21 protein-coding genes are annotated in these 21,169 nt (G+C 65.2%); 4 read left to right on the forward strand and 17 right to left on the reverse strand.

The annotated features are described in order from the left end of the window. Window positions 1–3: 3 nt before the first annotated feature. The 13 genes from ASE82_RS06895 to ASE82_RS06955 all read right to left on the reverse strand — a co-directional run bounded on the left by ASE82_RS06895 (window position 4) and on the right by ASE82_RS06955 (window position 14,393). Window positions 4–1,155, reverse strand: a complete 1,152-nt coding sequence (locus tag ASE82_RS06895) for a GGDEF domain-containing protein (protein WP_056060645.1) — start codon at window positions 1,153–1,155, stop codon at window positions 4–6. 1,054 nt (window positions 1,156–2,209) lie between these two features. Continuing rightward, a complete protein-coding gene (gene lpdA / locus ASE82_RS06900) occupies window positions 2,210–3,604 on the reverse strand; it encodes a dihydrolipoyl dehydrogenase (protein ID WP_056060647.1) in 1,395 nt (464 codons plus the stop codon). 1 nt (window position 3,605) lies between these two features. Next, complete coding sequence (locus ASE82_RS06905) at window positions 3,606–3,965, reverse strand: DUF5615 family PIN-like protein (protein WP_056060649.1); 360 nt, start codon at window positions 3,963–3,965, stop codon at window positions 3,606–3,608. A gap of 3 nt (window positions 3,966–3,968) precedes the next feature. Beyond that, window positions 3,969–4,205: a DUF433 domain-containing protein gene (locus ASE82_RS06910; protein ID WP_056060652.1), complete on the reverse strand. Its 237-nt coding sequence runs from the start codon at window positions 4,203–4,205 to the stop codon at window positions 3,969–3,971. 7 nt (window positions 4,206–4,212) lie between these two features. Continuing rightward, window positions 4,213–5,475, reverse strand: coding sequence for a 2-oxoglutarate dehydrogenase complex dihydrolipoyllysine-residue succinyltransferase (odhB, locus tag ASE82_RS06915; RefSeq protein ID WP_056060656.1), 1,263 nt, complete (start codon window positions 5,473–5,475; stop codon window positions 4,213–4,215). 101 nt (window positions 5,476–5,576) lie between these two features. Further along, window positions 5,577–8,513, reverse strand: a complete 2,937-nt coding sequence (locus ASE82_RS06920) for a 2-oxoglutarate dehydrogenase E1 component (RefSeq protein ID WP_056060659.1) — start codon at window positions 8,511–8,513, stop codon at window positions 5,577–5,579. Between the two features lie 159 nt (window positions 8,514–8,672). Then, window positions 8,673–9,557 (reverse strand): succinate--CoA ligase subunit alpha, encoded by an 885-nt coding sequence (sucD, locus tag ASE82_RS06925; RefSeq protein WP_056047458.1) that lies wholly within the window; start codon window positions 9,555–9,557, stop codon window positions 8,673–8,675. 54 nt (window positions 9,558–9,611) lie between these two features. Then, window positions 9,612–9,908 (reverse strand): GIY-YIG nuclease family protein, encoded by a 297-nt coding sequence (locus ASE82_RS06930; protein WP_056060662.1) that lies wholly within the window; start codon window positions 9,906–9,908, stop codon window positions 9,612–9,614. Between the two features lie 84 nt (window positions 9,909–9,992). After that, entirely contained in the window at window positions 9,993–10,955 is a 963-nt protein-coding gene (mdh, locus tag ASE82_RS06935; RefSeq protein WP_056060667.1) for a malate dehydrogenase, read from the reverse strand. Between the two features lie 127 nt (window positions 10,956–11,082). Then, complete coding sequence (gene zapE, locus ASE82_RS06940; protein WP_056060670.1) at window positions 11,083–12,174, reverse strand: cell division protein ZapE; 1,092 nt, start codon at window positions 12,172–12,174, stop codon at window positions 11,083–11,085. 122 nt (window positions 12,175–12,296) lie between these two features. Next, window positions 12,297–12,773: a PaaI family thioesterase gene (locus ASE82_RS06945; RefSeq protein WP_056061731.1), complete on the reverse strand. Its 477-nt coding sequence runs from the start codon at window positions 12,771–12,773 to the stop codon at window positions 12,297–12,299. Window positions 12,774–12,895: 122 nt separating this feature from the next. Continuing rightward, on the reverse strand, window positions 12,896–13,678 hold the full coding sequence (locus ASE82_RS06950; protein ID WP_056060672.1) for a succinate dehydrogenase iron-sulfur subunit: 783 nt from the start codon (window positions 13,676–13,678) through the stop codon (window positions 12,896–12,898). A 133-nt stretch (window positions 13,679–13,811) separates the two neighbouring features. Then, a complete protein-coding gene (locus ASE82_RS06955; protein ID WP_056060675.1) occupies window positions 13,812–14,393 on the reverse strand; it encodes a ClpP family protease in 582 nt (193 codons plus the stop codon). A 99-nt stretch (window positions 14,394–14,492) separates the two neighbouring features. On the opposite strand from ASE82_RS06955, the gene ASE82_RS06960 reads away from it, so the two are divergent. Further along, on the forward strand, window positions 14,493–14,741 hold the full coding sequence (locus tag ASE82_RS06960; protein WP_156348804.1) for a type II toxin-antitoxin system Phd/YefM family antitoxin: 249 nt from the start codon (window positions 14,493–14,495) through the stop codon (window positions 14,739–14,741). After that, the gene (locus ASE82_RS06965; RefSeq protein WP_056060678.1) at window positions 14,728–15,018 is read left to right on the forward strand and encodes a type II toxin-antitoxin system RelE family toxin; all 291 of its coding nucleotides are present in this window, start codon (window positions 14,728–14,730) and stop codon (window positions 15,016–15,018) included. The genes ASE82_RS06960 and ASE82_RS06965 overlap by 14 nt, the downstream gene beginning before the upstream one ends. An 87-nt stretch (window positions 15,019–15,105) precedes the next feature. Here the strand turns inward: ASE82_RS06965 and ASE82_RS06970 are convergent, their stop codons facing one another. Genes ASE82_RS06970 through sdhC form a run of 4 tightly spaced genes read right to left on the reverse strand, consistent with a single transcriptional unit; the run spans window position 15,106 to window position 17,990 of the window. Further along, the gene (locus tag ASE82_RS06970) at window positions 15,106–15,378 is read right to left on the reverse strand and encodes a hypothetical protein (RefSeq protein ID WP_056060681.1); all 273 of its coding nucleotides are present in this window, start codon (window positions 15,376–15,378) and stop codon (window positions 15,106–15,108) included. Window positions 15,379–15,394: 16 nt separating this feature from the next. After that, on the reverse strand, window positions 15,395–17,197 hold the full coding sequence (gene sdhA, locus ASE82_RS06975; RefSeq protein ID WP_120299368.1) for a succinate dehydrogenase flavoprotein subunit: 1,803 nt from the start codon (window positions 17,195–17,197) through the stop codon (window positions 15,395–15,397). Continuing rightward, window positions 17,194–17,580 carry a succinate dehydrogenase, hydrophobic membrane anchor protein gene (sdhD, locus tag ASE82_RS06980; RefSeq protein ID WP_056060687.1) on the reverse strand — a complete coding sequence of 129 codons (387 nt, stop codon included), beginning with the start codon at window positions 17,578–17,580 and terminating at the stop codon, window positions 17,194–17,196. The genes sdhA and sdhD overlap by 4 nt, the downstream gene beginning before the upstream one ends. Then, window positions 17,580–17,990, reverse strand: a complete 411-nt coding sequence (gene sdhC, locus ASE82_RS20035; RefSeq protein WP_056060690.1) for a succinate dehydrogenase, cytochrome b556 subunit — start codon at window positions 17,988–17,990, stop codon at window positions 17,580–17,582. Before sdhC ends, sdhD begins: the two co-directional genes overlap by 1 nt. 267 nt (window positions 17,991–18,257) lie before the next feature. Between sdhC and ASE82_RS06990 the strand changes: the two genes are divergently transcribed. Together ASE82_RS06990 and ASE82_RS06995 are read left to right on the forward strand one after the other, a co-directional pair. Continuing rightward, complete coding sequence (locus ASE82_RS06990; protein ID WP_056061736.1) at window positions 18,258–19,601, forward strand: methyl-accepting chemotaxis protein; 1,344 nt, start codon at window positions 18,258–18,260, stop codon at window positions 19,599–19,601. Between the two features lie 11 nt (window positions 19,602–19,612). After that, window positions 19,613–20,977 (forward strand): methyl-accepting chemotaxis protein, encoded by a 1,365-nt coding sequence (locus tag ASE82_RS06995; RefSeq protein WP_235524609.1) that lies wholly within the window; start codon window positions 19,613–19,615, stop codon window positions 20,975–20,977. Window positions 20,978–21,169: the final 192 nt, after the last annotated feature.

The raw sequence follows: 21,169 nt of genomic DNA on the forward strand, positions 1-21,169 counted from the left end.
GGCTCAGGCTGCCTTTATGTAGATGGCGGGTTGGCGGCGGTCGCCCTTTGCGAGGTACATCGCGCGGTCTGCGCCCGCGATGAGATCGACGATCGGCGTGTCGGGGTCGCCTTCGACGACACCGATGCTGACCCCGAGCGTGCCATGCGTGGCCATGCGCGGTGCCATGGCCTGCGCGAACCGGGTGGCGATACGGTTGCCGATCATGGTCGCCTGCGCCGTCGGGATGTCGGGCAGCACGCAGACGAACTCGTCGCCGCCCCAACGGATCAGGTGACCTTGTCGGCCGACGGCGTCGTGGGCGATCTCTGCAAAGCTGCGGAGTGCGGCGTCGCCGGCGGCGTGGCCGAGCGTGTCGTTGAGCGTCTTGAAGCGATCGAGATCGAGCATCATCACCGTCAGCGTGCGCGGCGCATGGCGACCGGCGAAGGTCTGCGCGATGCGGTCCAGGCCAGCGCGGTTGAACGCGCCGGTGAGCCAGTCGCGCTCCATCTGATCTAGCAGCAGGTTCTGGCCACGCTCGGCCTGGAGGATCAGCAGCGAGAAGGCGCGGAAGATGATGAAGGCGATCTGGCCGGCCGCGAGCCATGCGCCGAAGTCGTCGTGACGACCGGTCAGCTGCGTGCCGATGCGGTCGCCGTAAGCGAGCCAGGCGCGGCCGAGGAACATCGGTATGGTGACCGCGAACAGCGCAGCGACGATCCAGCCGGTCTGTAGCGAGTCACGGCGCGCGAGACGGATGGCGACGATCACCACGACGAGGTCGAACCCGGCGCGGATGACGCTGAGATAAGCGACGCGGAGGTGGAAATGCGCCGGGTCGTGCGTGAACCAGAGGGGCAGGCCAAGGACCGCGGCGGTCGCGAGCATCGACATCAGGCGCGCGTCGGGACGGCTGAACTTCACGACCGCGCCGGCGATCAGCGCATAGCCCATCACCACCGCGGGGTTGCCGATGCTGGGCGCCCAGGGGAGGCCGATCCGATCGTTGAGCACCGCCATCAGTGCGCCGCACCCGGCGATCAGGTGGCCGGCGCCCCATAGCCCTGCCCACGATCCGAACCGACCGGTTGCCAGCGGGATGAGGTGGATGAACCCGGCGACCAGCATGCCGAGGCCTGCGACGACGTAGAGAGTGGAGAGATCGAGCGCCACGGAGACCTGCTTGTTCGTTCGTTGCGCGGACTAATAGGTTGGCTTTGCTAAGGATTGGTTCCGGTTGGGGGGCGGGGGCGGAAGTTTGCGGGTTTTGGTTTGGGGTGGGTTGGCGGTGGCGCGATGAGGAGCCGCGTAGCGTCGAGGTGATGGGCGATGCGGAAGGCGGATGTGGTGGCTGTGCCAAGGATGTTTCCCCGCGAAGGCGGGGACCCAGACTGGGCTCCCGCCTTCGCGGGAGAACAAGGAGGCGGGCGGTATCGTTTGGGCGGGGTGGTTCTGACTTGACCGGCGTTGTCGGGCGTTTCGTGCACGCCATTCCAGATTGCGCCCAGTTGTTGCGCCCCCTCCCCCCGTCATTCCGGCGGACGCCGGGACCCATGGTCGCGGACCGGGTCATGCTAGCGTGATATCGCTGGGGCCACCGTAACCGTGGGTCCCGGCGTTCGCCGGGATGACGGGAGGGGTTTAGGTTGGTGAGTTTGAGAGGGGTGCGGAGCTTGGGTCTTTGGAATGGGTGATGCCGTCAAAGACCTTGCAGATCGTGAGCTTGCGATGGTTCGCGCTGCCGGATGATCGCGCCCCTGCCCCCTAACCTCCTTCCTCTACCGTCCTACCCCTCCCTCGTCATCCCGGCGGACGCCGGGACCCATGGTCGCGGACCGGGTAATGATAGGGGGTATCACTGGGTCCGCCGTAACCGTGGGTCCCGGCGTTCGCCGGGATGACGGATGGGGTGCGGGTGGACGGGGCCTGGGGCGTGGGGCGAACTGGCGAACTGGCGAACTGGCGAACTGGCGAACTGCGGCAACATCCATCCCCCCGATATCCATCCCCCCGATCGAACTTAACCTTTGCCCCTTTGCCTTCGCCCTCAACTTTCGCGCTGCAACGCCGAGAGGGCGCCGGTGGATTGCCACCGACGCCCTCTCGAACTTACTTCACTCGCAGATGCGAAGCCCTGCTTGGCCGGACAGGGGCAAAGCCCCTGTCGTCGGACGGCGCTGGAGCGCCGCCGGCCGGGCAAGCCCTTTGGATTCACATTTAGCTTTTGCTAAATGTGGATGGGCTTGCCTTGCACGGCCATCGCGGCTTCCTTGATCGCCTCGGCATGCGTGGGATGCGCATGACACGTGTAGGCGATGTCTTCGCTGGTCGCGCCGAATTCCATCGCGATGGCAGCTTCGGCGATCAGCGTACCGGCGAGGCTCGAGACGATCCAGACGCCGAGGACGCGGTCGGTCTTGGCGTCGGCGATGATCTTCACGAAACCATCGGTGTCGCGGTTGGTCTTGGCGCGACTGTTCGCGGCGAACGGGAACTTGCCGACCTTGATCTCTGTCTTGTCGCGCGCCGCCTCTTCGGTGAGGCCGACGCCGGCAATCTCGGGCATCGTGTAGACGACGCTCGGGATGACGTCCTCGTTGACGATGCCGGTCTGGCCGGCGATGTTTTCCGCGACCGCGACGCCCTCGTCCTCAGCCTTGTGCGCGAGCATCAGGCCGGGGATGCAGTCGCCGATCGCCCAGACGCCGTCGACCTTGGTGCGGAAGCTGTGGTCGGTTTCGATCTGGCCGCGCTTGTTGAGCTCGAGGCCGATGGCTTCGAGGTTGAGGCCGTCGACGTTCGCTTTCCGCCCGATCGAGACGAGCACCGCGTCGGCGGTCAGCGTCTCGGATGCGCCACCCGCGGCGGGCTCGACGGTGATGGTCGCGACGCCGTTGTCGACGGTCACGCCGGTGACCTTGGTCGAGAGTTTGAGCTCCATGCCCTGCTTCTTGAAGAGCTTGGCGGTCTCGCGGCGGACTTCGCCGTCGAAGCCGGGGAGGATCTGGTCGACGAACTCGACGACCGTGACCTTCGCGCCGAGACGACGCCAGACGCTGCCCAGTTCGAGACCGATCACGCCGCCGCCGATGACGACCATGTGCTCGGGGACCTTGGGGATCTCGAGCGCGCCGGTGCTGTCGACGACGGTCTTCTGGTCGACCTCGACGCCGGGGAGCGGCATGACGCTGGAGCCGGTGGCGATGACGATGTTCTTCGCGGTGACCTTCTGGCCGGCGATCTCCACCGTGTGCGCATCCTGGAACGCGGCCTTGCCCTTGAGCCAGGTCACCTTGTTCTTCTTGAACAGGAATTCGACGCCGCCGGTCAGTTCCTTGACGGCCTTGGCCTTCTCGGCGTGCATCTGGTCGAGGTTGAGGGTGACGCCCTGGAAGTCGATGCCGAACTTCGTCATGTGGCCGCCCTTGGCCTCCTCGTAGATCTCCGACGCGTGGAGCAGTGCCTTGGACGGGATGCAGCCGACGTTAAGGCAGGTGCCGCCGAGCGTCTCGCGGGACTCGGCACAAGCGGTGCGCAGGCCGAGCTGCGCTGCACGGATCGCCGCGACGTAACCGCCGGGGCCCGCACCGATCACGAGGACGTCATAGTCGTAGTCAGCCATGTTATGCTCCAGCGGGGAACGGCTTACTGCGTTCGCCGTCCTTGGTTATCGTTGTGATGTGGCCTTCGAAGCCACCACCGGCCAACACTGCAATCAGGCGGTCGGCGATGGCATCCGGATGCACGCGGTTCAGTCGATTATATAGTATCGCGCGGGGCGCAGGGTAACCACGGTTGAAGATCAGGTCGCCGAAGTCGCGGTCATCGGTGACCAATATCAGTGCCGCGATGTCGTCGCGCGCCAGTATCTCCGGGTCCTTGGCGCCGCGCGATGTTTCCCGGATCCATTCGACGGCGTGACCAGCACTGCGCAACCGCGCGACGACAACCGGATGCTGGTTTTCGTCGGCGAGCAGATGCACCCGTCAGGCCGCTTTGCGCTGCGCCGCGACCGTCGAGTCGACCAGCAGGTCTCGCGCGAACGCGATCGCTGCACGGACGTCTTCCTCGGTGATATGGTCGAAGGCGGCGAGAACATCGGTGATGCTCGCACCGTCTTCGAAATATTCGAGGATCAGCTCGACCGATATCCGCGTTCCCTTGACCACGGGCTTGCCGCCCAGGATTTCGGGGTCCGAATGGATATGGTCGCGCCAGTTCATCGCTACCTCACAGGTCGATAAGAATCCGCGTCGGATCCTCGATAGCATTTTTCAGCGCGACCAGGAACGTCACGGCTTCGCGGCCGTCGATCAGGCGGTGGTCGTAGCTGAGCGCGAGGTACATCATCGGGCGGATGACGATCTGGCCGTTGACGACGACCGGGCGCTCCTCGATGCGGTGGAGGCCCAGCACCGCGGACTGCGGCGGGTTGATGATCGGGGTCGACATCAGCGAGCCGAACACGCCGCCGTTGGAGATCGTGAAGGTACCGCCCTTCATCTCGTCCATTTTCAGCGCGCCTTCCTTGGCACGCTTGCCGAAGTCGCCGATCGTCTTCTCGATCGTCGCGACCGACATCTGGTCGGCGTCGCGGATCACGGGGACGACGAGGCCGCCGGGCGACGAGACCGCGACCGAGATGTCGGCGTAATCGTGATAGACGATGTCGTCGCCGTCGATCGACGCGTTGACCGACGGAATGTCGCGCAGCGCCATCGTGGCGGCCTTCACGAAGAAGCCCATGAAGCCCAGGCGGACACCGTGCTTCTTCTCGAACAGGTCCTTGTACTTGGCGCGCGCCTCGATCACCGCGGTCATGTCGACGTCGTTGAACGTCGTCAGCATCGCGGCGGTATTCTGCGCTTCCTTGAGGCGCTTGGCGATCGTCTGGCGGAGGCGCGTCATGCGGACGCGCTCTTCGCCGCGACCCGATGCGGCGGCAGGCGCTGCTGCCGGAGCAGGCGCTGCGGCGGGAGCAGGCGCTGGCTTGCTCGACGCGGCGGCGGTCACGTCTTCCTTGGTGATGCGACCGTCGCGGCCGGTGCCCTTGACGGTGCCGGGATCGACGCCGTGCTCGAGCACCGCGCGGCGGACCGACGGGGAGAGCGCCGCGGGCGAGTCGCTGGTGCCGGCGCCGGGCTGGTCGCCATAGCCTGCGCCGGACTCGTCCTTGGCGGGCGCGGACGGCGTCGCAGTTGCGGCTGGCTCGGGAGCCTTTGCGGTAGCGGGGGCGGGCGCAGCGGCGGCGCCGTCACCGGAGTCGATCGTGGCGAGCATCGCGCCGACCTGCACGGTGTCGCCGACCGCGACCGCGTGCTGGCCCATGACGCCGGCGACCGGCGACGGGACCTCGACCGAGACCTTGTCGGTCTCGAGGCTGGCGATCGGCTCGTCGACCGCGACGGGGTCGCCGGGCTGCTTCAGCCACTCGCCGAGGGTGGCTTCGGTGATCGATTCACCCAGGACGGGGACGGTGACTTCGGTTGCCATGTTTGCTTCTACCTTTTGTGCTCCTGCGGACGCAGGGGCCTAGGGTTACTCTGCCGGACCCTGGGTTCCTGCTTTCGCAAGAAAACAGGGACCGGGTTCAATCAATTTGCGCGGGTGCGGCGGATTTCGTCGCGGACGGAGTGGCCGAGCGCGTCGGCGACGAGCGCGCCCTGTTCGGCCTGGTGACGCTTCATCAGACCGGTCGCGGGCGATGCCGAGGCGTTGCGCCCGGCGTAACGCGCGCGCTTCACGCGGGAATCGACCGTTGCCAGCGCCTCCTCGATCAGCGGCTCGACGAAGAACCAGTAGCCGTTGTTCTTCGGCTCTTCCTGCGCCCAGACGATCTCTTCCAGGTTCGGCATCCGTGCGACGCGCTCGGCGATCGGGTTGCCGGGGAAGGGATAGAGCTGTTCGACGCGGACGATCTGCGTATCGGTGTCGCCCGCCGCGTCGCGTGCCTCGATAAGGTCGTACGCGACCTTGCCGGTGCACAGGACAAGACGCTTCGTATCGACGTCGGCGGCCGGATTGGTATCCGACAACAGGCGGCGGAAGTGGCTGTCGCCCTGGAAATCCTCCGCGTTCGAGACGGCCAGCTTGTGACGCAGCAACGACTTCGGCGTCATCACGATCAACGGCTTGCGGAAGTTGCGGTGCATCTGCCGGCGGAGCAGGTGGAAATAGTTCGCCGGGCTGGTGCAGTTCGCGACCTGGATGTTGTCGTCCGCGCACGACTGGAGGAAACGCTCGGGACGTGCCGAGCTATGCTCAGGCCCCTGCCCTTCGTAACCATGCGGGAGCAGCATCACGAGGCCGTTGGCGCGGAGCCACTTCGATTCGCCGCTCGTGATGAACTGATCGATCATGATCTGCGCGCCGTTGACGAAATCGCCGAACTGCGCCTCCCAGAGGACCAAGGTCTTCGGGTCGGCGAGCGCGTAGCCATATTCGAACCCGAGCACGCCGTATTCGCTGAGCGGGCTGTCGAGTACCTCGAAGCGGCCGTGCTCGATTTCCTGCAACGGCACGTACTTGTGCTCGTCGGTCTGGTCGACCCAGACCGCGTGGCGCTGCGAGAAAGTGCCGCGGCCCGAATCCTGGCCGGACAGGCGGACGCCATAGCCTTCCGAGAGCAGGCCGCCGAACGCGAGTGCTTCGCCGGTCGCCCAGTCGAAGCCCTTGCCCGACTTGAACATCTCGCGCTTGGCATCGATCACGCGGTTGAGCGTCTTGTGGATCTTCACGCTGTCGGGGATCGTCGTCAGCGTGCGGCCGAGCGAGTCGAACAACTTCGTGCTGAGGCCGGTCTCGACGTTGCGACGTGCCGACGCGCCGTCGGTCGGCGCGCTGAGGCCGGTCCAGCGACCGCCAAACCAGTCCGCCTTGTTCGGCTTGTACGAGGACCCGGCTTCGAACTCGCCTTCGAGACGGAGCGTGAACTGCTTCACATTCTCGTCGATCCAAGGCTGGTCGATCACGCCTTCCTTGATAAGGCGATCGCCGTATACCGACGAGACGCCGGGGTGCTTGCGGATGATGTCGTACATCAGCGGCTGCGTGAAGGACGGCTCGTCGCCCTCGTTGTGGCCGAAGCGGCGGTAGCACCACATGTCGATGACGATGTCGCGGTGGAACTTCTGGCGGAATTCCATCGCCATCTTGGTCGCGAAGGTGACCGCCTCGGGATCGTCGCCGTTGACGTGGAAGACCGGCGCCTGGACGCCCTTGGCGACGTCCGACGGGTAAGGCGACGAGCGCGCGAACTGCGGCGAGGTCGTGAAGCCGACCTGGTTGTTGATGATGAAGTGGACGCAGCCGCCGGTGTTGTAGCCGCGGATGCCGGAGAAGCCGAGGCACTCCCAGACGATCCCCTGCCCTGCGAACGCCGCGTCGCCGTGGATCAGCACGGGCAAGCTCGCGACGTGATCCTTCAGGTCGTTGTTGAGCGTCTGGATCGCGCGGGTCTTGCCGAGCACGACCGGGTCGGCGGCCTCGAGATGCGACGGGTTGGCGACCAGGCTCATGTGAACCTTGTGGCCGTCGAACTCGCGATCGGTGCTGGTGCCGAGGTGATACTTGACGTCGCCCGAACCGCCGATGTCGTCGGGGTTGGCCGAACCACCGGCGAATTCGTGGAAGATCACGCGCAACGGCTTGGCCATCACGTTCGCCAGCACGTTGAGGCGACCGCGGTGCGCCATGCCGATGACGAGCTCGCGCACGCCCATCTGGCCGCCATACTTGATCACGCTCTCAAGCGCGGGGATCATCGATTCGCCGCCGTCGAGCCCGAAGCGCTTCGTGCCGACATACTTCTTGCCGAGGAATTTCTCCCACTGCTCGGCCTGGATCACCTTGGTGAGGATCGCCTTCTTGCCGTCGGTGGAGAATTCGATCGCCTTGTCTTGGCCCTCCATGCGCTCCTGGAGGAAGCGGCGCTCCTCGACATCGGAGATGTGCATGTATTCGAGGCCGACATTGCCGCAGTAATTCTTGCGCAACGTGTCGACGAGCTCGCGGATCGAGACCCATTCGAAGCCCATCGTGCCCCCGAGATAGACCTTGCGGTCGATGTCGCCGTCGGAGAAACCGTGATATTCGGTCTTCAGGTCCTCGGGCATCTCGCGCTTCGAGAGGCCGAGCGGGTCGAGGTTCGCGGCGAGGTGACCACGGACGCGGTAGGTGCGGACGAGCAGCTGCGCGCGGATCGCGTCGGCCGCGGCCTTGACGATCTCTTCCTTCGAGACGGGCGCAGGTGCCGCTGCGGCGGGGGCAGGCTTGCCACCCTTGGCGGGCTTGGGCGCGGGCTCCATCTGGGTCGGATCGAGCGCTGCGGTCAGGTCGTCCGTGGTGGTGAGCGGCCAGCGGGCGCTCTCCCAGCTCGGGCCCTGCGCGGAGCCTTCGAGACCCTCGAAGAACGCACGCCAACCGGATTCGACCGAGGCCGGGTCCGCATTGAACTTGGCGTAGAGCGTCTCCACGAACGCCGGGCTGACGCCGGCTGCGATATCGCTGAAATCCTGGCCTTCGTAGCCCATCGTTCTCGTCCTCAGTGTCCTTCTCCCCGCGGGGGAGAAGGAGGGGCCCACTCGCACTTGCGGGTGGGAGGGTGAGGGCACGGGCGGTCACGTGCCCTCACCCTTCCGCTGCCAAGAGGCAGCTCCTTCCCTCTCCCCGGGGGGAGAGGGGTAGTCAGCTCAACCCTTCAACACGCTCAGCAGCGTCTCGCCGAGCAGGCTGGGGCTTTCCGAGACCTTGATCCCGGCGGCTTCCATCGCCGCGATCTTGCTCTCCGCGTCGCCCTTGCCGCCCGACACGATCGCGCCGGCATGGCCCATGCGACGGCCCGGAGGCGCCGTACGACCGGCAATGAAGCCTGCCATCGGCTTCGACCGACCGCGCTTGGCTTCGTCGCGAAGGAACTGTGCCGCCTGCTCTTCCGCGTCGCCGCCGATTTCGCCGATCATGATGATCGACTGGGTCTCGTCGTCGGCGAGGAACAGCTCGAGAACGTCGATGAAGTTCGTGCCGTTGACCGGATCGCCACCGATGCCGACCGCGGTCGTCTGACCGAGGCCTGCGTTCGACGTCTGGAACACCGCCTCATAGGTGAGCGTGCCTGAACGGCTGACAACGCCGACCGAACCCTTCTTGAAGATCGAGCCCGGCATGATGCCGATCTTACACTCGCCGGGGGTCAGCACGCCGGGGCAGTTCGGGCCGATGAGGCGCGACTTGGAGCCCGACAGCGCGCGCTTGACCTTGACCATGTCGAGCACGGGAATGCCCTCGGTGATCGCGACGATCAGCTCGATCTCGGCGTCGATCGCCTCGAGGATCGAATCGGCGGCGAAGGGGGGCGGCACGTAGATGACCGACGCGGTCGCGCCGGTCATCGCCTTGGCTTCGGCGACGGTGTTGTAGACGGGGAGGTCGAGGTGAGTCGTACCGCCCTTGCCGGGCGTGACGCCGCCGACCATCTGCGTGCCGTATTCCAGCGCCATCTTGGTGTGGAAGCTGCCGGTTTCGCCGGTCATGCCCTGGGTGATGACCTTGGTGTTCTTGTCGACGAGGATGCTCATCTTGTCTCGTTCCTTACCACCCCGGCGAAGGCCGGGGCCCAATTGGGAAAGCGGTCATGGTCGTGCGATGCGATCGTAAAGGTCGTCCCATGAGGGATTGAAACCATTGATCTCACGCAGCTTCCAGTCTCGCTTCCACTCCTTCATGTGCAGCTCGCGCTGCCGGGCGGCTTCCCAACTACCGGCTAACTCATACCAGACGAGCAGCTTGCAGTCGTATTTCTTCGTGAACCCGGCGACGACGGCATTGCGGTGTTCCCACACGCGCTTTGCCAGGTTCAGCGTCGAGCCGAGGTAGATCGTACCGTTAAACCCACTTGCCATGATGTAGACGAACGCTTGTTCTTCCATCAGCGGGGCCTTCCCAATTGGGCCCCGGCCTTCGCCGGGGTGGTGCGATCCTTACCTCACCTCAAATCAGCTTAGTCCCTCAAATCAGTTCAGCGAACCGTCGATACCCTTGCAGGCGACGATCAGTTCCTTCACCGCATCGACCGACACGGTGAGGTTCTGCTTGGCTTCGTCGTCCAGCTTGATCTCGACGATCTTCTCGACGCCGCCAGCCCCGATCACCACCGGCACGCCGACATACAGATCGGTCAGGCCGTACTCGCCCGAAACATACGCCGCGGCCGGAAGCACGCGCTTCTGATCGTACAGATACGCTTCGGCCATCGCGATGCCGCTGGTCGCCGGCGCGTAGTACGCCGAGCCCGTCTTCAGCAGTGCGACGATCTCGCCGCCGCCGCCGCGCGTGCGCTTGACGATCGCGTCGATCTTTTCCTGGCTCGACATGCCCATCGCGATGAGATCGGGGACCGGGATGCCCGACACGGTCGAGTAGCTGATGACCGGGACCATCGTGTCGCCGTGGCCGCCGAGCACGAAGCTGGTGACGTCCTTGACGGAGACCTTGAACTCGTCGGCGAGGAAGTGGCTGAAGCGTGCCGAGTCGAGCACGCCGGCCATGCCGACCACCATGTGGTGCGGCAGACCCGAGAACTCGCGGAGTGCCCAAACCATCGCGTCGAGCGGGTTGGTGATGCAGATCACGAATGCGTCGGGGGCGTTCGCCTTGATGCCCTCGCCGACGGCCTTCATGACCTTCAGGTTGATGCCGAGCAGGTCGTCGCGGCTCATGCCGGGCTTGCGCGCGACACCAGCGGTGACGATGATGACGTCCGCGCCGGCGATGTCGGCATAGTCGTTCGAGCCGGTGATCTGCGAGTCGAAGCCTTCGACCGGGCCGCACTGCGACAGGTCGAGCGCCTTGCCCTGGGGGATGCCCTCGGCGACGTCGAACAGGACGATATCGCCAAGGCCCTTGAGTGCTGCGAGGTGCGCGAGCGTACCGCCGATGTTACCGGCGCCGATCAGCGCGATCTTCTTGCGAGCCATTCCAATCCGTCTCCGTCTGATGTGCGGGGTGATTGGTGACGCCGGTTACGCGCATTATCCCGCTACGGCAACCGCTAAAAGGACAAAAGCGGGTTGTTATTGCAACTCGTTCGCATATGCAATAAGCTTAGAGGTGGCCTTCGGCGAGATAGTCCTCGGAGCGCATCTCTTCGAGGCGGCTGATCGTGCGGTCGAACTCGAAGCGCCCGTCGCCGCTTTCGTAGAGATCGCCGGGTTGCGCATCGGCGGCGGCGAGCAGCTTCACCTTGTGCTCGTACAGCGCGTCGATCAGCGCGACGAAGCGCGCCGCCTCGTTGCGGTTCTCGGGGCCGAGCTTGGGGATGCCGACCAGGATGACGGTGTGGAATTTCCGCGCGATGGCGAGGTAGTCGGCCACTCCCCTCGCCTCGCCGCAAAGCTTCTTGAAGCTGAACACCGCGACGCCCTTGAGCGACTTGGGCACGCGCAGGGTTCGGCCTTGCACAATGAGGTCCTCGGCAGGGACGTGCTCGCTGTCGTCGGTCGAGAAGTCGGTGAGGCGGAAGAACGCGGCTGACAACTGCGCGGTCGCCTCGGGGCCGTTGGGGACGAGCCACGTGTCCTGGCTGCCGAGCCGATCGCGGCGATAGTCGACCGGGCCGTTGAGCGGGAGCACGTCGAGGCGCTGTTCGATGGTCGCGATGAAGGGCAGGAAATGCTCGCGGTTGAGGCCGTTCTTGTAGAGATCGGCGGGCGGGCGGTTCGAGGTGGTGACGATCGTCACGCCGGAATCGAGCAGCGAGGTCACCAGCCGCGACAGGATCATCGCGTCGGGGCTGTTGGTGACCATCATCTCGTCGAACGCGAGCAGGCGGGTCTCGTCGGCGATCGCGGTGGCGACGGGGACGATCGGGTCGCCGACTTCCTTGCGGCGCTCGGCGGCGATGCGCGCGTGGACCTCGAGCATGAACTCGCCGAAGTGGACGCGGCGCTTCTTCTCAACGGGCGCGTTGGCGAAGAACAGGTCCATCAGCATCGACTTGCCGCGACCGACGCCGCCCCAGAGGTAGACGCCGCGGGGGTCTGGTTTCTTGGAGAAGCGGGCGAAGAAGCCGGTCGACTTGGGGGTAGCGAGTTCGGTCGCGAGGGTGTGGAGGCGCACGGCGGCGGCGGCTTGCTCAAGGTCGGGGCGGAGTTCGCCTGAGGCGATGAGAGCTTCGTAGGCCTTGAGGACGGTCACTTGCCCATCCTTTTACCACCCCGGCGGAGGCCGGGGCCCAATTGGAAAGGTTTCGGTAACGGCGCGGGACGCTTCAACACTGATCGTTTCCCAATTGGGCCCCGGCCTTCGCCGGGGTGGTGTTACGCGGCGGTGTCAGCCCTTGGAGGCTTGCCGGACGGCTTACGGATCGTGGCCGAGAAGGCGGCGATCTTCGTGTCGTCGTCCCCTTGCACCACGAGACCCCGGAGGAACAAGAGGCGGCCGGTTTCCTTGAGGACCTCGACCTGCGCCTCGATCGGTTCGCCCACGCGTCCACCGCCGATGAATTGCGTGTTGAGATCGAGCGTGACCGCGGTGCCGGCGGTGATCAGGCCGAAGCCTCTGGCGGCGGCGAACAGGGCTACGTCGATGAACGCGAGGAGCGCGCCGCCGTGGACGTTGTTCTGGAGGTTGGAGTGGCGATGCTCGGGGGTGATGCGGACGCGGACGGTGTGGCCGTCGACGCGGTAGAGCATGGGGCCGAGCAGGGTGTTGAAGCGGGTGGGGTCGGAGAGCGACCAGCTACGCCAGCCTGGGTTGGCGGGGTCTTCGGCTTCGACGAAATGGGGGGTAGTCAACAACCTGTCCTTCGATACGCCGCTTCGACAAGCTCAGCAGCTACTCAGGACGAACGGAAATTTATACCCCCCGTTCGTCCTGAGTAGGGACTGAGCGAAGTCGAAGGCCCGTATCGAAGGGATCAGACGATCCGTTCGGCTTCCATTTTCTTGATCTCGGCGATCGCCTTGGCGGGGTTCAAGCCCTTCGGGCACGCGTTCGCGCAGTTCATGATGGTGTGGCAGCGATACAGGCGGAACGGATCCTCGAGTTCGTCGAGGCGCTCGCCGGTCATCTCGTCGCGGCTGTCGGCGAGCCAGCGATAGGCCTGCAACAGGATCGCGGGCCCGAGGAACTTGTCGGCGTTCCACCAATAGCTCGGGCACGAGGTCGAGCAGCACGCGCACAGGATGCACTCGTACAGGCCGTCGAGCTTCGAGCGATCTTCGGGCGACTGGAGACGCTCCTTGCCCGAGGGCGGGGGAGTGACGGTCTGCAGCCACGGCTTGATCGACGAATATTGCGCGTAGAAATGCGTGAAGTCGGGGACCAGGTCCTTGATCACGTCCATGTGCGGCAATGGCGTGATCTGGACCTCGCCCTTGCAATCCTCGATCGCGGTCGTGCAGGCGAGGCCGTTCTTGCCGTTGATGTTCATCGAGCACGAGCCGCAAATGCCCTCGCGGCACGACCGGCGGAAGGTAAGCGAGGAATCCTGCTCGCTCTTCATCTTGATCAGCGCGTCGAGCACCATCGGGCCGGTGTCGTCGAGATCGAGCTCGAAATTATCGTAGCGCGGGTTCTCGCCGCTGTCCGGATCGTAGCGGTAGACCTTGAACGATTTGAGACGCTTACCCCCGCTGGTCGAGGCGTGCTTGACGCCCTTCTTGACGACGCTGTTTTTCGGGAGCGAGAATTCGGCCATTGCGAGCGGTCCGTCCGTGGTGTGATTATAGGTTGTCAGAGCCGATACATGACAGGGGCCCTCCCCGCAAATCCTTAGCTTCGCGGGTGCAACATGCGTCACACCCGCTGTCGCGTTGCCTGCTCACGCCGGGTCAGATGATGTCGAGGACGAGGCCGAGGTCGCGGGCTTCCTCGGCTTCGATGTACCAGTTGGAGGGGGCCTTCTTCTTCAATTCCTCGAGCGATACCTTCGAGCCCTCGACGATCGCGCGGAAGCCTTCCTCCTGGATGTTGATCGAGTCCTCGATCTCGTGGAGCTTGGCCTTGAGCGTATAGGAGAGCGTGTTGAGCGGGCCGTTGAGTTCGATCGTGCTCTGCATCTGCCGCTCGTGGATCATGATGCGGCTGTTGCGGGTGAGGAAGCGGCTGTCGACGGGGAAAGCGGACATGAAGGTCGCGCCGGCGGAATAGACCGCGACCTTGCCGAGGAAGAGCGTCTCGCGGCCGGTGTATTCGCGGAGCAGGCGGATGTTGTCGCCCATCGCGCGCGAGACTTCGGGGTCGCCGCCGAGCGTGGTGATCGAGACGACGAGCGGGCCCTCGGTGGGGGCGGCGACGAGTTGCGACTTGAAAGTGTCGTACATCGCGTCGTCGACGGGGCCGTGGAGGTGGATGTGGGGGGCGGCCAGCAACGGGTAGTTGCGGGCGTTCGAGGCGGGGGATGTGTCGGTCATGCCGCGGCAAACTTTTGCGGGGGCGGTGGGTTCCGGACAGGTTGCCGCATATCAGCACAGTGATTTGGTGTGACCTGTTCGACGTGCTATAAAACGGTCATGATCGAGACAATCCATGCCGGCGCGACCGTGAGCATCAGCGACCTTAAGAAGAATCCGTCTGGAGTCATCGAGGCTGCGGGCGGATTTCCCGTGGCTGTGCTCAATCGGAATACGCCCGCGGCGTATCTGGTGCCGGCAGCGGCGTGGGAGGAATTGATGGATCGGTTGGAGGACGTCGAACTGGCAGACCTGGTGCGAGCGCGTGCCGACGAGGTGCCGGTCGCGGTGTCGCTTGGCGACCTATAGTCTCGCTTTCCTGCCGAGCGCGCTGCGGGAGTGGGAGAAGCTCGGCGCCAATGTTCGCGAGCAGTTCAAGGCGAAGCTGACCGAGCGGTTGGGCGAGCCGCATATTGCGAGTGCGCGGCTGAGCGGGATGACCGGGTGCTACAAGATCAAGCTTCGGGCCGCGGGGTATCGGTTGGTGTACCGGGTCGACGATGGCTTGGTGACGGTGATCGTCGTGGCGGTCGGGCGGCGGGATCGGAATCTGGTGTACAAGATCGCGGCTGGGCGGATCGATTAGTCGTCGGCATTGCGCCAAAGCTTGTCTCCCCGCGAAGGCGGGGATCCAGACTGGGCTCCCGCCTTCGCGGGAGAACAAGGAAGAGGGTCAGACTTCTCGGCTCGTCCGCTTGTACTGGAGGATCCAGCCTACCAGGCCGCCCGGCACGCCGCCGACGAGCGAGAACAGCGCGTAGAAGGTGATCGCTATCTTCTGGGGTTCTTCGCCCACACCGCGGGGTTCGATGCCGAAGACGTAGATGGCGGTTAGTAGCGCGACGACCACCGGCCATAGGAAGCCGGCGATCATCGGTTGGAAGCGCGTCAGGAGGCCCACCGCGACGGGTACGAGGAACCCGATCGCGATGATGGCCCACGTCATCGAAACATCCGCTTCATCAGTATACCCGCTTCTTGGGCTTGATGTAGTCGATGTCGTCGGTGAGCGTGTAGTCGTGGACCGGGCGGAAATCGATCTTGGTCTCGCCGCCCTTGCCGCCCCAGCCGTTGAAGGTCGTGATGGTGTGCTTCATCCAGTTCGCGTCGTCGCGCTCGGGGAAATCCTCGTGCATGTGTGCGCCGCGCGATTCGGTGCGGTTGGCGGCCGAGTTCATCGTCACGACCGCCTGGCCGATCAGATTGTCGAGTTCCATCGTCTCGACCAGATCGGTGTTCCAGATCATGCTGCGATCCTTCACGGCGACGTCGGTCATCCGGCTGTAGATCCCGGCCATCTTCTCAACGCCTTGGTTCAGCAGCTCGGTGTCGCGGAACACGGCGCAATGCTTCTGCATGGTCTGCTGCATGTCGAGACGAATCTGCGCAGTCGGCGAACCGCCCGACGCATTGCGGAAATGGTCGAGACGCGTCAGCGCGAGGTCTTCCGAACCCTTGGGCAGCGGCGCGTGCGCCGTGCCGGGCTTCAGCGTGTCCTTGATCCGCAGGCCGGTCGCGCGACCGAACACGACCAAGTCGATAAGGCTGTTCGAGCCGAGGCGGTTGGCGCCGTGGACCGAGACGCAGGCCGCTTCGCCGACCGCGAACAGGCCGGGGACGACCGCGTCGGGGTTGCCGTCAACGAGGTTGACGACCTCGCCGTGGAAGTTGGTCGGGATGCCGCCCATGTTGTAATGCACGGTCGGCGTGACCGGCAGCGGCTGGCGCGTGAGATCGACGCCGGCGAAGACCTTGCCGGTCTCGGTGATGCCCGGCAGGCGCTCGGCGAGCACCTTGGGATCGATGTGATCGAGGTGCAGGAAGATGTGGTCGCCGTTCTTGCCGACGCCGCGGCCTTCGCGCATTTCGAGCGCCATCGAGCGGCTGACGACGTCGCGCGAGGCGAGGTCCTTTGCCGACGGGGCATAGCGCTCCATAAAGCGCTCGCCCTCGGAGTTGGTCAAATAGCCGCCCTCACCGCGTGCGCCCTCGGTGATGAGAACGCCCGCGCCGTAGATGCCGGTCGGGTGGAACTGGACGAACTCCATGTCCTGCAACGGAAGCCCGGCGCGGAGCACCATCGCGTTGCCGTCGCCGGTGCAGGTGTGCGCCGAGGTCGCCGAGAAATAAACGCGACCGTAGCCGCCGGTGGCGAGCACGGTCTGGTGGCTGCGGAAGCGGTGGATCGAGCCGTCTTCCATGCATAGCGCGATGACGCCGCGGCAGACGCCGTTCTCCATGATCAGGTCGAGCGCGAAATACTCGACGAAGAAGTCCGTGTTGTACTTCAGGCTCTGCTGATACAGCGCGTGGAGCATCGCGTGGCCGGTGCGATCGGCGGCGGCAGCGGTGCGCTGGACTGGAGGGCCCTCGCCCATGTTCTGCATGTGGCCGCCGAACGGACGCTGATAGATCGTGCCGTTCTCGTTACGGCTGAACGGCATGCCGGCATGCTCGAGTTCGTAGACCGCCTGAGGCGCTTCGCGGCAGAGATACTCGATCGCGTCCTGGTCGCCGAGCCAGTCGGATCCCTTGACGGTGTCGAACATGTGCCAGGTCCAGTGATCCGGCGAGTTGTTGCCGAGCGAGGCGGCGATGCCGCCCTGTGCGGCGACGGTGTGGCTGCGGGTCGGGAAGACCTTGGTGATGCACGCGGTCTTCAGGCCGCTCTCGGCGATGCCCATCGTCGCGCGCAGGCCGGAGCCGCCGGCACCGACGACGACCGCATCATAGGTATGATCGATGATCTTGTAGGCAGACATCAGGCGGGAGCTCCGGAGAAGGCGACCTTCAGGATCGCGAACAGGGCGATGCCGCCCAGCGTGAAGGTGAACAGGTTGAGGAGGATCATCGTCACGACACGGCTCTCGCCATGCTGGTAATCCTCGATCACGACCTGAAGACCGAGACGGAAGTGATAGAACACCGACAGGATCAACAGCGCCATCGGCACCGCGACCCAGGCCGACTGCAGCCACAGATGGACCGCGGCGTAATCATAGCCCGGCATCCGCGCGACCGAGATCATCAGCCACACCATGAGGAACAAGTTCGAGCCCGCCGTGAGGCGCTGCTGCCACCAGTGATGCGCACCGTGCTTGGCGCTGCCCAGGCCGCGGACGCGACCGATTGCCGTACCCGAACCCATTACTTGATCCCCATGTAGAGCCAGAACACGACCGTGAGCGCTACGCTCGCGACCATCGTCGCGATCGCGCCCATCTTGTTGCGCTTCAGTTCGTAGCCGGCGCCGATATCGAGCACCATGTGGCGGATGCCAGTCATCATGTGCTGGAACAGCGACAGCGTCAGCCCGACCGCGACGACATAGCCGAGGATGTTAAGACGGCCGGTGTCGGCGGTGAACACATCGACGAAGGTCGCGTACGCCTGATCGCCCGAGGCGATCGCGGCGAGCCACCAGACGAGCAGGATGCTGCCGACGGTCGCCATCCCGCTGCCGGTCACGCGGTGCAGGATCGAGACCAGCATGTGCGGGCCCCATTTATAGACCTGCAGATGGGGAGAAAGCGGGCGTGCCGGGTTGCGCGATGCCAAGGGCGGAGTCCTCGAACCAGAAGATGACGAACCAAGAACAGCTTGGTCCAGAATATATAGATTGGGCGACCTATTAGCCACCGCGTGCTGCGATGCAACCCATTGGGGCCGGTCCGATAACCCATGACACCGCGGGCGTGATGCCGTGCGGGACACGATGGCCATGCACGTGACGTGACGTCGATCCCTAACCAGCCCTTAAGACATGGCGTGTAGCGATGGCGTCGTACATTCGATCCGGAGTTCACCGTCTTGACCACCAACGACCTGCCGGCCCCCGGCTCGATCGCGGCTTCCGTCGACCTGATGGCGCGGCTGCGGGTGTTCGATTTCGACGGATCGCTGACCGGCGCGAGCCGCGAAGTCTGGGCCGCGCTGGCGCCTGAGATCACGCATGTATCCAGGGCGTTCTGGGAACAGTGGCTGCAGTGTTTTTCCGACGAACGGATCTGGGCGCCGCACGAAACCGACCAGATGATCGAGATCGGTTGCACGTTCCTGCGCAATCGCTTCCTGGACACGAGTGGACGCGCCTGGATCGAATCGATCGAGCGGTCGGTCGCGACGGCCTATGTCGCCGACGTATCGCCAATGGCGCTGCTGTCGATGATCAGCGCGAGCGACCGCGCCGCGCTCGACGTGCTGATGCGCCGGGTCGATCGGTCGGATCCGAAGCTGCCGGTGTTCATCGACACGCTGATGCGGCTGTCGGCGCTGGAGGGCGAGATCACCGTCGCGATCTATAACCGCTACCAGATGCATACCGCGCAGGTCGCGCGCGATACGCTGGCCGCGGAGTTCCGCGATGGAATCGCGGCGATGGTCGAGACCGCGACCGACGAGGGGCATATGCTGCGCGAACAGGCGCTGCGGAGTTCGGCGTCGACCCGCGCGGTGCTCGGCAAGGCAAGCGAAGTCGCGGCCGCGGCAGAGCAGTCCGCGGTGGCGATGCGCGAAGCGGCGCAGACCGCCGCCGGCCTGATCCGCGCGATCGAGGATGCGCGGACCGAGGTGGAGGCTGCGGCGGAGATCGCCAATCGGGCGTCGGCGCAGGCTGGCCAGGCGGTCGGCATGTCGGAAACGCTGAGCGATCATGCGAAGTCGATCGAGTCGATCCTGGGGCTGATCCGCGACATTGCCGGGCAGACCAACCTGCTGGCGCTGAACGCGACGATCGAGGCGGCGCGCGCGGGGGATGCCGGGCGCGGGTTCGCGGTGGTGGCGCAGGAGGTGAAGAGCCTCGCCAACCAGACTGCGCGGGCGACCGACGACATCGCCGCGAAGATCGCCGCGATCCAGTCGGCGACGCGCTCGACCGTGGAGACCAATGCGTCGATCAAGTCGACGGTGGCCGAGGTGCAGGAAAGCGCTGATCGCATCCGTTACGCGATGGAAGCGCAGGCGCAGACGGTGACCGCGATCACCGCGGCGGTGGACGAGACCGCGCTGGCGGCGGATTCGATGTCCAACACGATCGCCGCGATCCGCGAGGATACCGAGACGGTGGCGACCGAGATCGACGGGGTAGGTCGCGGGTTCGACGTGCTCGACGGGCGGCTCAGCAATTTGAAGAATAGCGCGGGCGATTTCGTCGCCAAAGTCGCCGCATAGGCGATCGAGCGATGACGAGTGTGACTAACGTTGTGGCCATGCCTGCGCGGGGCCGAACGCTGCGCGACCGGGTTCGCGATTACGACTGGGATGGGTTGATCGAGCCGGCGTGCGCGACGCTGAGCGCGCTGTTGGACGAGGACGATCACCGGCGGATCGGCGAGATGTTCTGGCGACACTATCTGTCTTTGGACGCGGTCCGCCACATCGCATCGCAGATCACGCCCGAGCGGCTCGAACGTCGGATCGCCCAGAGCGCGACCTATGCGCGGATGCGGTACCTGTCGCCTTACGACCAGACGTGGGAAGCGATGGCGATCGCCTATGCCGATGAATCGCGACGGTCGGCAATACCCTTGCCTGCTTTGCTGTCGGCGGCGGCGTTCGCGCATAGCGCTACGCTCCACCTGATCGTCGATCGGGCGGGCACCGATGCCGCGACGATGCGGATCGTCGCCGACGTGGTGCAGCGGATCGCGCTGATCGAGGCGGACATCATGGTCTCGCACCTGAGTGCGACCGATGCGGCGGCGGCGCAGGCGGAGCGCCAAACGCGCGCATCGAACTTTCGCGGCAGTATTGCCGAGTCGATCGAGCATACCGCGATCTTGGGTGCGCGCATCCACGTGCAGGCGGCGGGTGCAGCGGCCTCGACGCGCGGTATCCTCGGCAAGGCGAGCGAGGTCGCGGCGGCGGCGGAACAGTCCGCGCTGGCGATGCGCGAGGCGGCGCAGACCTCCGCGGGATTGATCCGAGCGATCGAGACCGCACGCAGCGAAGTCGAGGTGGCGGCCGGGATCGCCGATCGCGCCTGTGCACAGACTGGCGAGGCGGTCGGCATGTCGGAGACACTCAGCGAGCATGCGAAATCGATCGAATCGATCCTCGGGCTGATCCGCAGCATCGCCGGACAGACCAACCTGCTTGCGCTGAACGCGACGATCGAGGCGGCGCGCGCGGGCGATGCCGGGCGCGGGTTCGCGGTGGTGGCGCAGGAGGTGAAGTCGCTCGCCAGCCAGACCGCGCGGGCGACCGATGACATTGCGGCCAAGATCGCTGCGATCCAGGCGGCGACGGCGGCTACGGTCGCGACCAATGCGGGGATCAAGGCGACTGTCGGCGAGGTAAGGGACAGCGCAGACCGCATACGGCATGCGATGGAGGCACAGGCGCACACCGTGACTGCGATCACCGCGGCCGTCGACGAGACCGCGCTGGCAGCGGACACGATGTCGTCCACGATCGCGACGATCCGCGCGGATACGGAGGCGGTGGCAATCGAGATCGACCGGCTGGGTCACGCGTTCGGCGAGGTGGATGACCAGCTTGGCGTGCTGCGCGGTGCGGCGGACGGGTTTTCGGCTAGCGTGGCGTGAGGGCGGTCTAAGGGAGAAAGCGTAGGGTGGTTCACGCGGAGGCGCGGAGACGCGGAGGGTCTGGCGGAACCTGAGGTTCTTCAAAACTTTCGTTGGGGAGCGCTTCGCCTAATCGACACGCACTCTCTCCGCGCCTCCGCGTCTCCGTGAACCAATCCTTCTTCGGCTTGGTGACGGATACGGCCTGCGGCG

Origin of the sequence: Sphingomonas sp. Leaf230 (assembly GCF_001421745.1) — a bacterium.
GTDB lineage: Bacteria > Pseudomonadota > Alphaproteobacteria > Sphingomonadales > Sphingomonadaceae > Sphingomonas.

Excerpts from the sequence above, each read along its gene's own strand:
- lpdA (WP_056060647.1), bottom strand. The coding sequence starts at position 3,604 with ATGGCTGACTACGACTATGACGTCCTCGTGATCGGTGCGGGCCCCGGC.
- ASE82_RS06910 (WP_056060652.1), bottom strand. The coding sequence starts at position 4,205 with ATGAACTGGCGCGACCATATCCATTCGGACCCCGAAATCCTGGGCGGC.
- odhB (WP_056060656.1), bottom strand. The coding sequence starts at position 5,475 with ATGGCAACCGAAGTCACCGTCCCCGTCCTGGGTGAATCGATCACCGAA.
- ASE82_RS06920 (WP_056060659.1), bottom strand. The coding sequence starts at position 8,513 with ATGGGCTACGAAGGCCAGGATTTCAGCGATATCGCAGCCGGCGTCAGC.
- sucD (WP_056047458.1), bottom strand. The coding sequence starts at position 9,557 with ATGAGCATCCTCGTCGACAAGAACACCAAGGTCATCACCCAGGGCATG.
- ASE82_RS06930 (WP_056060662.1), bottom strand. The coding sequence starts at position 9,908 with ATGGAAGAACAAGCGTTCGTCTACATCATGGCAAGTGGGTTTAACGGT.
- mdh (WP_056060667.1), bottom strand. The coding sequence starts at position 10,955 with ATGGCTCGCAAGAAGATCGCGCTGATCGGCGCCGGTAACATCGGCGGT.
- ASE82_RS06950 (WP_056060672.1), bottom strand. The coding sequence starts at position 13,678 with ATGGCCGAATTCTCGCTCCCGAAAAACAGCGTCGTCAAGAAGGGCGTC.
- ASE82_RS06955 (WP_056060675.1), bottom strand. The coding sequence starts at position 14,393 with ATGACCGACACATCCCCCGCCTCGAACGCCCGCAACTACCCGTTGCTG.
- ASE82_RS06960 (WP_156348804.1), top strand. The coding sequence starts at position 14,493 with ATGATCGAGACAATCCATGCCGGCGCGACCGTGAGCATCAGCGACCTT.
- ASE82_RS06970 (WP_056060681.1), bottom strand. The coding sequence starts at position 15,378 with ATGACGTGGGCCATCATCGCGATCGGGTTCCTCGTACCCGTCGCGGTG.
- sdhD (WP_056060687.1), bottom strand. The coding sequence starts at position 17,580 with ATGGGTTCGGGTACGGCAATCGGTCGCGTCCGCGGCCTGGGCAGCGCC.
- ASE82_RS06995 (WP_235524609.1), top strand. The coding sequence starts at position 19,613 with ATGACGAGTGTGACTAACGTTGTGGCCATGCCTGCGCGGGGCCGAACG.